This is a genomic window from Muribacter muris (genome assembly GCF_001038205.1).
Lineage (GTDB): Bacteria > Pseudomonadota > Gammaproteobacteria > Enterobacterales > Pasteurellaceae > Muribacter > Muribacter muris.
This window is the reverse complement of record NZ_JWIZ01000085.1, coordinates 1-8521: the sequence shown is the minus strand read 5'-3', so window position 1 is coordinate 8521 and position 8521 is coordinate 1. Positions and strand designations below refer to the sequence as shown.

General features: G+C 45.8%; 8 protein-coding genes, 2 tRNA genes and 1 pseudogene. 7 read left to right on the top strand and 4 right to left on the bottom strand.

Features of this window, described 5'->3' with window-relative positions:
• From RO21_RS13165 to RO21_RS10935, 5 genes are all read left to right on the top strand, one after another.
• Positions 1-684, top strand: a 684-nt coding sequence (locus tag RO21_RS13165; RefSeq protein WP_047977822.1) for a DUF6396 domain-containing protein, incomplete at its 5' end; no start/stop codon positions are given.
• Positions 685-800: 116 nt separating this feature from the next.
• Positions 801-1703, top strand: coding sequence for a siderophore ABC transporter substrate-binding protein (locus RO21_RS10950; RefSeq protein ID WP_047977820.1), 903 nt, complete (start codon positions 801-803; stop codon positions 1701-1703).
• Positions 1704-1770: 67 nt separating this feature from the next.
• Complete coding sequence (locus tag RO21_RS10945; protein ID WP_047977819.1) at positions 1771-2727, top strand: ABC transporter permease; 957 nt, start codon at positions 1771-1773, stop codon at positions 2725-2727.
• Positions 2717-3658, top strand: a complete 942-nt coding sequence (locus RO21_RS10940; RefSeq protein ID WP_047977818.1) for an iron chelate uptake ABC transporter family permease subunit — start codon at positions 2717-2719, stop codon at positions 3656-3658. Before RO21_RS10945 ends, RO21_RS10940 begins: the two co-directional genes overlap by 11 nt.
• The gene (locus RO21_RS10935) at positions 3655-4413 is read left to right on the top strand and encodes an iron ABC transporter ATP-binding protein (protein WP_047977817.1); all 759 of its coding nucleotides are present in this window, start codon (positions 3655-3657) and stop codon (positions 4411-4413) included. The genes RO21_RS10940 and RO21_RS10935 overlap by 4 nt, the downstream gene beginning before the upstream one ends.
• 84 nt (positions 4414-4497) lie before the next feature.
• On the opposite strand, the gene RO21_RS10930 is transcribed toward RO21_RS10935, so the two are convergent.
• The 3 genes from RO21_RS10930 to folD form a co-directional block, all read right to left on the bottom strand.
• On the bottom strand, positions 4498-5601 hold the full coding sequence (locus RO21_RS10930) for a methionine biosynthesis PLP-dependent protein (RefSeq protein WP_047977816.1): 1104 nt from the start codon (positions 5599-5601) through the stop codon (positions 4498-4500).
• A gap of 48 nt (positions 5602-5649) precedes the next feature.
• On the bottom strand, positions 5650-6462 hold the full coding sequence (gene dapB, locus RO21_RS10925; RefSeq protein ID WP_047977815.1) for a 4-hydroxy-tetrahydrodipicolinate reductase: 813 nt from the start codon (positions 6460-6462) through the stop codon (positions 5650-5652).
• 100 nt (positions 6463-6562) lie between these two features.
• Positions 6563-7414, bottom strand: a complete 852-nt coding sequence (gene folD / locus RO21_RS10920) for a bifunctional methylenetetrahydrofolate dehydrogenase/methenyltetrahydrofolate cyclohydrolase FolD (protein WP_047977814.1) — start codon at positions 7412-7414, stop codon at positions 6563-6565.
• 175 nt (positions 7415-7589) lie between these two features.
• On the opposite strand from folD, the gene RO21_RS10915 reads away from it, so the two are divergent.
• Both RO21_RS10915 and RO21_RS10910 read left to right on the top strand, forming a co-directional pair.
• Positions 7590-7666: transfer RNA gene (locus RO21_RS10915), tRNA-Pro, on the top strand.
• A 22-nt stretch (positions 7667-7688) separates the two neighbouring features.
• A tRNA-Arg gene (locus RO21_RS10910) sits at positions 7689-7765 on the top strand.
• 31 nt (positions 7766-7796) lie between these two features.
• Here RO21_RS10910 and RO21_RS10905 read toward each other — a convergent pair.
• Positions 7797-8243 (bottom strand): annotated as a pseudogene (locus tag RO21_RS10905) (site-specific integrase); the annotation flags it as partial.
• Positions 8244-8521: the final 278 nt, after the last annotated feature.

Below are 8521 nucleotides of genomic sequence, written 5' to 3'. Positions count from 1 at the left end.
CTCAATAAAGAGATAGAAAAACAGCTACCCGCTACGGCAATGTACAAACTCTACTATCATCTAGACAGCAGCTACGGTGTCAGCACTCAACCCGGCGGGCAATTTGCCTACCTCAGAAAAGCTGCCGATATGGGGAGCCGTGAGGCACAATATGCTTTATTTAATATTCTGGGTGCCATTCGAGACAAGGATACTTTAACTGTTCGGCTAAATATTATGGAAAAATTACTAAATTGTGCTTCTGAACAAGGTTTAGGGGAGGCCTCTGACTCATTGGCTCACTTTTACCAAATTGATAAAAAATATTCTAAAACGGTTAAAGTACTCCATCAAGGAGTCAAAAACGGCAATCAACAATCTGCATTTAGGTTATCCGGAGCCTTTCGCTCTATCTCAAAAGACAATAAAAAATATCTTAACCAAAAACCTGATTTAGAAAGATCAAAGCGCTATGAGATTATTGATAACTATCTATTTAAATACGATTTTTTACAACCCAAAGTCCCCGATTTAGATGATATCGTCCCACTCCCTCCCGCTAAATTACCCGCTTGGGACGGTAAAATTGCCTTTCAACGTTGGTATGAAGGCAGCCCCCCGACAAAACCCACCGATGAATTAATCCAAAAACTTGCTCAAAAAGCAGGGGTAGATTGGCAAACGGGACTACCCATTAAAAAATAATTAGCAGAGCTAAATCAAAAGATGTTTATTATTCATTACTTCTATTAAAAATTTGTTTTCCTATAAAAATTCCACTACAATCATTGAGAATTGTTATCAATAATATAGGTGTTACTATGCTGAAAAAAACATTATTCACGCTGACGGCTTTTGCTGCATTTACCACTTCCGTGTTGGCGAAAGAGGTTACAATTCCAACTGCTCGGGGGGAGGTAATGCTCTCTGCGCCGCCGGCGAAAATTGCGGTATTTGATACCGGCAGTATTGATACGTTGCACGCCTTAGGTGTGAAAGTCGATGGTGCAGCAGATGTTGCTAAGCTCATACCTTACACTCAATCTACGCTTGCAAATGCTCAAAAAGTCGGTACGGTTTTCGAACCGAATTTGGAGGCATTAAACGAGCTTAAACCGGATTTGATTATTGTCGGCACTCGTACAGCGAAGAAATTTGATGATGTCAGCTCACTTGCGAAAACCATTGATTTAACCGATAACGGCGATAAATTGATCGAAAGCGGTTTACAACGGATTGACAGTTTCGGCAAATTATTCGACAAGCAAGCGGAAGCGGACAAACTCAAAAGCGAGATTAGTACGCTTTTCCAACAAACCCAAGCCGCTGTAAAAGGCAAAGGTAACGGCTTAATTATTTTGGTGAACGGGGGCAAAATTTCCGCTTTCGGTTCGGGCTATCGTTTAAGCTGGATTCATAATAGCCTCGGCGTACCAATGGCAGATCCTAGCCTGAAAGCTCAAGGACACGGTCAGCCGGTCAGTTTTGAATTTATCCAAAAACTCAATCCGGATTGGCTATTCGTGCTAGATCGCATTGCGGCTATCGGCGAAGAGGGCAAAACCGCAAAAGAGGTGCTGGATAATGAGTTAGTTCATCAAACGAAAGCGTGGAAAAACGGGCAAATCGTGTACCTTAGCAGTGCCTCTTATCTTGCACCGGGCGGTGTTGAGCAAATCAAAACCGATTTAACCAACATTAAGAACGCCTTCGAGCAAAAATAATCACTTTCTTAACAAGCGGTAAGATTGCAAACTTTTTCTGCAATCCGACCGCTTGTTTTTTCGGACTATGTTTTCTTTACATCGAGTTAATTTTTTTATATTGCTGCTCCTTTTCCCGATCAGTATTACCACAGGGGTAGCGGAGTTTGATTGGACAACACTGTTTACCCAGCCGGAGCAGATGCAACTGCTGCTGATTAGCCGTTTGCCCCGCACTCTCGCCGTACTATTAGTGGGCGCAACCCTTGCCGTTGCGGGTATGGTGTTACAAATTGTGCTAAAAAACCGTTTTATCGACCCGAGTATGATCGGCGCAACGCAAAGTGCCGGCATTGGCATTCTGCTTGCTAGCCTCGTCTTTCCTACCGCCGCTTTGCTGGGTAAAATGGCGATTGCGACACTCTGTGCCTTAGTCGGTATGGGGATTTTTAGTTTGCTGCTCCAGCGGTTGCCACCGCACCAACAGTTGATGGTGCCGTTAGTCGGCATTATCTTTGGTAATATTATTGACGCTATCGGCACATTTATTGCCTACGAAACCGACAGTTTACAACTGCTCAGTGTGTGGACGTCTGGCGACTTCTCCGGCATTCTTGCCGGACGCTATGAGTTACTGTGGCTCACCGCCGGTTTAGCCTTACTGATTTATTTTATGGCAGATCAGCTCACTATTGCAGGATTGGGCAAAAATATCTGCACCAATTTAGGCATTAACTATCAACAAATGACGTGGTTGGCGTTGGTATTAGTCGCAATGATTACCGCCGTTGTTGTCGTAACAGTCGGGCAAATTCCGTTTATCGGGCTGGTCGTGCCGAATATTGTCTGCCGTTTGGCCGGCGACCGTTTACGCCAAAATCTGCCCACGGTTGCACTACTTGGGGCAAATTTAGTATTGGGGTGTGATATTTTAGGGCGTGTTATCAATGCCCCTTATGAAGTACCGATTTCAACCGTATTTGGCGTATTAGGTACGCTGATTTTCCTGTATCTGCTGTTTAAGGGGAAACGTAATGCACACTAAACGCCACCTACTGATATTGAGCCTGCTTTTTCTGGGCGCAAGCCTCTTTTTTATCGGCTACAATGCGAATGGTCATTGGGATTTCGTACTCCCCTTTCGTGGTAAAAAATGGCTGATGTTGCTGATCATCGGCTATACTATCGGCGTATCCACCTTGTTATTCCAAACGCTCACCCATAATCCGATTTTAACCCCAAGCATTCTCGGCTTCGATTATCTCTACCTGCTCACCCAAACGGCGTTAGTCTTTATGTTCGGCGGGCTTGGCTTTACGCAACTGGATATTAGCAGTAAATTTATTTTTGAAACCCTGATGATGCTCGGCGGCTCACTCTTGCTGTTTTCGACCCTCACCAAAGGCAACCCCGATCTTGCCCGAATGATTTTAGTCGGGGTGATTTTCGGGGTGCTGTTCCGCAATTTGAACAATTTGCTTCAACGAATGATCGACCCGAACGAATTTGCTATCGCTCAAGGGTCGTCCTTTGCCAATTTTAATAGCGTAAAAGGGCATTTATTATGGTTCGGTGGCATCATTGCCCTATTCAGTCTGATTTGGATTTGGCGGCAACGACATAAATTAGACGTTTTACTGCTCGGCAAAGACTATGCCACTGCACTCGGGCTGGATTATCACCGCTTTAGCCGCCAATTGCTAATTTGCTGCTCGCTGCTGGTGTCCGTTTCCACCGCACTGGTCGGGCCGATTTTATTCCTTGGGCTATTAGTGTGTGCGATTGTGAATGCTATCAGCCCGACAATGCAGCATCATATCCGCCTACCGATGACGGTGTTAATATCGGCAACCACCTTGATTTTAGGGCAGGCTCTGTTTGAACAAGTATTGAAAATGCACGGCGTACTCAGTGTTGTGATTGAGTTTGTCGGCGGGATCGTGTTTATTTATCTTATTTTCAGGAAGACGAAATGATTAAAATTAGTCAAGTTTGTCATCACATTGGATGTCATCAAATTCTCGATCATATTGATTTAACCATTCAAGACAGTGGTATTACCGCCTTGATTGGTGCAAATGGAGCGGGGAAATCGACCCTGCTATCGCTGATTGCCCGCCTGCAACCGTTGCAACAAGGTACAATTTACCTTAATGAGCTGGATATTCACCGCACGCCCTCTTGTACTATTGCCAAGCACTTAGCGATTTTAACCCAAGATAATACCATTCACAGCCGCATTACCGTGCGGGATCTGCTGATGTTCGGGCGTTATCCTCACCATCAAGGCAAAATCGGCGATAACGATCGAACCATTGTGCAACAAGCCCTTGAGCGTTTTGATCTCGCCCCCTTTGCCGATCGTTTTCTTGCCGAACTGTCCGGCGGACAGCGGCAACGGGCGTTTATTGCAATGATCTTCTGCCAACAAACCCAATATATTTTGTTAGATGAACCGCTCAACAATTTGGATATGTTTCACGCGCGTGCCTTGATGCAACTACTTCGCCAACTCACTGACGAGCTGAACCTCACTACGATTATGGTGGTACACGACATCAATATCGCCGCCGCCTATGCGGATAATATTGTAGCGATGCAACAGGGGCGGATCGCCAAAATCGGATCGCCTGCGGAAATGATTACCCGTGAAAATCTGCAACAGATTTTTAATCTTGATGCGGAAGTGCTAACCCATCAAGGTAAACCTCTAGTGGTACATCATCTCTGATGCAAGCGGGTAGATGTGATAAAAAATTCACAAAAAAGGGACACAACCTGTGTCCCTTTCCAACTATTTTGGCTGAAAATGCCGCTATTTCAACTCGGCAAAGGCTTGTAATAAGTCAGCTTTAATATCGTCCACGTGTTCCAAGCCAACGGAAAAACGCAATAAATTATTCGTGATACCACGGGCAATCCGCTCGGCTTCGGGAATATCCATATGGGTTTGGGTGGACGGATAGGTAATAAAACTTTCCGTGCCGCCCAAACTTTCGGCAAAGGTAATCAGTTTGATCGCTTTCAGGAAAATCGGCACCCACTTTTCTTCTTTCAAACGGAACGAAAGCATTCCGCTCTTACCGGAATAAAGCACGCTGTCGATCTGTGGCTGTGCCTTTAAAAAGGCGGCAATTTCGGTCGCATTGGCTTGATGCCGTTCCATTCTTAATGCCAGCGTCTTCAAACCACGGATCGCCAAATATGAATCGAACGGGGAAAGCACCGGCCCTGCGCCGTTTTGGATATAATAAAGCCGCTCGCATAGGCTCTGCCCTTTCGCGACAATCAAGCCCGCCAGCACATCATTATGCCCCGATAAATATTTGGTTGCACTGTGAATCACAATATCCGCCCCGTGTTCTATAGGGCGGAACAATACCGGTGTTAAAAAGGTGTTATCCACAATCAGCAATAATTGATGCTTTTTCGCCAAAGCGGAAATTGCATCCACATCGCACTCTTCCATTAACGGATTAGAGGGCGTTTCCACAAAAATCGCTTTGGTATTCGGGGTAATCGCCCGCTCAATCGCCTCAACGGACGCCGTATTCACATACACCGGCTTGACTGTATGGTTATTTTTATAACAAAAATCAAGTAAACGGTAAGTGCCGCCGTACACATCGCTGGAAACAATCCACTCGTCCGGTGCTTTAAACAGCGACATAATCAACTGAATCGCCGCCATTCCGGACGCACACGCAAAACCGGCATCGCCGCCCTCCAGCTCGGCAATGCCCTGCTCCAGAATATCTCGGGTTGGATTTTTGGTGCGGGTATAATCAAAGCCGGTGGACTCGCCCAAACCGTCCCGTCCGTAAGCGGTAGATAAAATAATCGGCGTGGCAACGGCGCCGGTTCTCGGATCGCTACGATTGCCGAGCTGCACTAATGTGGTTTCAATGTTGTGTTTCATTCTCTGTTGTCCTTTTGCAAAAAGATCAGCCAAACCGACCGCTTGTGATTAGAGATTAGTTAAATCCAGTACGTCTGTCATATCAAATAAGCCGTGAGGTTTATCCGCCAGCCATTTTGCCGCACGCACCGCCCCATTGGCAAAGGTCATACGGCTGGAGGCTTTGTGGGTAATCTCAACCCGTTCCCCTTCATCGGCAAACCAGACGCTATGCTCCCCCACCACATCGCCGGCACGGATTGTCGCAAAGCCGATTTCGTCCCGTTTACGCTCGCCGGTTATCCCTTCCCGAGCGAACACACCGTGAGTACGCAATTCTCGTCCAAGGGTTTTCGCAATATGTTCGCCCATTGATAATGCGGTGCCGGACGGTGCGTCCACTTTATGACGGTGATGTGCTTCGATGACTTCAATATCACAATAATCACCCATTACTTTCGCCGCTTTTTCCAGCAATTTAAACACTAAATTGACCCCGACACTGTAATTTGACGCAAACACAATGCCGATTTTCTCGGCTGCCTCTCGGATAGCTTGTTTACCCGCCTCATCAAAGCCTGTTGTGCCGATCACCATTTTTTTCGCGTATGCTACGCAATAATCCAAATGGGCTAATGTCCCTTCGGGACGGGTAAAATCAATCAATATATCAAATGCCGTTTGCGTATTGGCTAAATTGCCTTCAATCTTTACGCCGATTGCGCCGATCCCCGCTACTTCACCCGCATCGGAACCGATTAACGAGGAACCGTCCCGTTCAAAAGCCGCGCCTAATGCAACACCTTCTGCTTGATGTACCGCTTGAATCAGTTGGCGTCCCATTCGTCCGCCTGCCCCGACAATCGCTATTTTTAATGTCATATTTGCACCTTCATTCGTTTGAAATGGGTTGATTCTACAAGATATTTTTTGCTTTTCAAAGACGAAAAATCCCCGACTCGAAAGCAGGGGATCGGCACACCTAACCAATATGCTGTTGATAGGCTTGCAAGGTATTTTGCATTAGCATTGCAACGGTCATCGGCCCTACGCCGCCCGGTACCGGCGTAATAAAGGCGGCATTTTGCGAAGCAACGTCAAATGCTACATCGCCGACTAATTTCCCATCAAGGCGGTTAATGCCAACATCAATCACAATCGCCCCTTTTTTAATCCATTCACCCGGAATAAATTGCGGTTTGCCGACTGCAACCACCACAATATCGGCTTGGCGGATATGGCTTGCCAAATCTTGCGTGAAACGATGCGTTACCGTCACCGTACAACCGGCTAACAACAACTCCAACGCCATTGGGCGACCGACAATGTTCGATGCGCCGACAATCACCGCGTGCTTGCCGTATAAATCAACACCGGTCGTTGCCAATAATTTCATCACGCCGTAAGGGGTGCAGGCACGCAAAGTCGGGATACGCTGACACAACCGCCCGACATTATAAGGGTGAAAACCGTCCACATCTTTATCCGGCTGAATAGCTTCAATCACTTTGGTGCTATCAATATGCGCCGGCAGCGGCAGTTGCACCAAAATCCCGTCCACACTGTCATCTTGGTTAAGTTGGTCGATTAACGCCAACAATTCGGCTTCGGACGTATTTTCCGGCAAATCAAAGGATCTGGATTGAATGCCGATTTCAGCACAACTTTTGCGTTTACTGTTCACATAAACTTGCGATGCCGGATCAGCGCCGACTAAAATAACCGCCAGCCCCGGCGCTCGCTGACCTTGTTCACCAAAACGGGTAATTTGTGCCGCCACATCGGCTTTAATTTGAGAAGCCAACTGACTTCCGGAAATAATTTGCGCAGACATAAAAATTCCTTCCACAGAGTACGAAAACGTTTGCGTTAGCTATTTTCTCAAAATTTTTGACTTTTAGTAAGCTATTCCGTTATTCAATGTTTAAAGAATACGCATTTAAGTTGAAAGTGGAATAATTTTATTGACGAAACAAAGGAAAACTTTATAATGCCAGCCATTCAAACGTCGGCGAGTAGCGCAGCTTGGTAGCGCAACTGGTTTGGGACCAGTGGGTCGTAGGTTCAAATCCTATCTCGCCGACCACTTCTCTTTTTTCCTAATTATTGCGCCCTTAGCTCAGCTGGATAGAGCAACGCCCTTCTAAGGCGTGGGTCAAAGGTTCGAATCCTTTAGGGCGTGCCATTAAAAGTCTTATTTTTCAATACGTTATATATTACGCAACAAGTTTTAAATGTGTCTTAGGCTCTAGGTGTGTCGTAAATGTGCCGTGAAATTCTACTTTGTTTGCGTGTTCCAACAAATGATCCGCATTCAAATGAGCATATTTCTTGACCATTTCAAGCGTTTCCCAACCGCCTAATTCTTTGAGCGTGAATAACGGTGTACCTGCTTGAACGTGCCAGCTTGCCCAAGTGTGTCGCAAATCGTGGAAATGGAAATCAACTAGAAAGCATTTTTTCGTTGCTAGCGTGAAAGACTTTCGGTTGATGTCCGTTAGCGGATTACCATTTCTGCCAACAAACACATATTTGGAATGTCTGTTACGAATGGATTTAAGTAAGGCGATGGCTTCATCATTGAGTAATAATGAGCGAGCTTTTCCAGATTTAGCGACGTCGTTAGTAACCAATGCTACTTTACGCACGAAGTCGATTTTATCCCCAGCCCACAATATCGGCCTACACTTCCATTCATTCCATATAAGACTTACTATCCTATTTCACGAGAGCCACTATCGTCCTTGTTGATCATTTATTCGTTTAATTAAGGAAACACCTGATATTCACACACACTACACCAAAGCCGAGCTTATCCTCTTGTTAATGCCCCTACAAAAATGTACCAGGCAGACGCAGGAAGCTCATTGAAAAGTGAGCCACTACGTCTTTTGATAAACGCCTTGTTATTTCAACAGGGAATAACCTGGTATGCTTTGCA

Coding starts and splice junctions, on each gene's coding strand:
- RO21_RS10945 (WP_047977819.1), top strand. CDS start 1,771: ATGTTTTCTTTACATCGAGTTAATTTTTTTATATTGCTGCTCCTTTTC.
- RO21_RS10950 (WP_047977820.1), top strand. CDS start 801: ATGCTGAAAAAAACATTATTCACGCTGACGGCTTTTGCTGCATTTACC.
- RO21_RS10940 (WP_047977818.1), top strand. CDS start 2,717: ATGCACACTAAACGCCACCTACTGATATTGAGCCTGCTTTTTCTGGGC.
- folD (WP_047977814.1), bottom strand. CDS start 7,414: ATGTCTGCGCAAATTATTTCCGGAAGTCAGTTGGCTTCTCAAATTAAA.
- RO21_RS10935 (WP_047977817.1), top strand. CDS start 3,655: ATGATTAAAATTAGTCAAGTTTGTCATCACATTGGATGTCATCAAATT.
- dapB (WP_047977815.1), bottom strand. CDS start 6,462: ATGACATTAAAAATAGCGATTGTCGGGGCAGGCGGACGAATGGGACGC.
- RO21_RS10930 (WP_047977816.1), bottom strand. CDS start 5,601: ATGAAACACAACATTGAAACCACATTAGTGCAGCTCGGCAATCGTAGC.